This window comes from Mesorhizobium sp. (assembly GCF_004962925.1).
Classification (GTDB): Bacteria; Pseudomonadota; Alphaproteobacteria; order Rhizobiales; family Rhizobiaceae; genus Mesorhizobium.
On record NZ_SUEO01000404.1, the window covers coordinates 1 to 993 of the forward strand.

The 993-nt window shown below is 59.6% G+C and carries 1 pseudogene; it reads left to right on the plus strand.

Features of this window, described 5'->3' with window-relative positions:
- A pseudogene (locus E5W87_RS35395) lies at positions 1 to 413 on the plus strand (hypothetical protein); the annotation flags it as partial.
- Positions 414 to 993: the final 580 nt, after the last annotated feature.

Consider the following 993-nt stretch of genomic DNA (forward strand, 5'->3'; position numbering starts at 1 on the left):
CCCTTTCTGGCGGCTCGGAGTCTCTCGCCGGTCCACACGACAAAACGGCCGGCAACGGGTTCGCCCACACTGTCCAGGGCGATGAAAATGTCGGCGCCAACGCCAGCAAGGGCGGCGCCGCCGAGATCATGTCCGGCCACGGAGGCAATGACGCCTTCGACTTCAGCTGGCTTCAGGAAAAGCTCCAGGACAAGCTGCAGGACAAGCCTCACTTCGACCAGGCCTTCTTCGACGGGCTCAAGTCGGGAGGGCTTTCCGACGCTTCGTCTGCCGGTACGGCTGCGCATGATCGTTTCGACCATGTCAGCTACGACAGTTCAACCGGGTCGCTCTCTTTGGATAGCGACGGGACGGGAGACGCAGCTCAAACGCAGCTCGCCAGCCATTTCCCATGGCAGCATCATTCGCTGTGACCTGAAGGAGCTGAACACAGGAAACTAGATCAGGCCCGGCCTTTGTTCACCTCGAAGAACATTGGCCGGGCCGCTCTCGTGCCCGGCCATCGAGCAACTCCCGGACATCCTGCGGCGAAATACAGGTTATGCTGGCGTCGCGGGCAAGTTCTCTGCAACTCATGAGTGATGGTGTCTTCTCGATCATGTGCGCATTCATCGGGTTTGTCTCTCGACCGTCTCAATGACGGCTTGGCAAGCGCTTCGCCCTCGTGGATCGGTTCGGACCATAGAGCAGCAGGGCAGCTTCCTCGCTAGGCAACACGCCAGCGGGGCAGGTCTGTTCAGTCGCCATACGGACCAGTTTGAGGCCGGCCCGGGCATTGCAGATGTTATCTTGGCCGTTCACGCTTCCTTCGCAGAGATGGACTGTCTCAGCGTCAACCGTGAAGCCGAGGCCCTGTTCCATCAAAGTCTAACGACTGAGAAAGCGCCTGGAAAGCACGTGCGGTAACAGTTGATTCAACCGTTGCTGGTATTTAGAGAAGTGTGGAAGCGGCTCCGACAGTGAGGCGGGGTGCTGAATTGCCGGAGCCGCCTG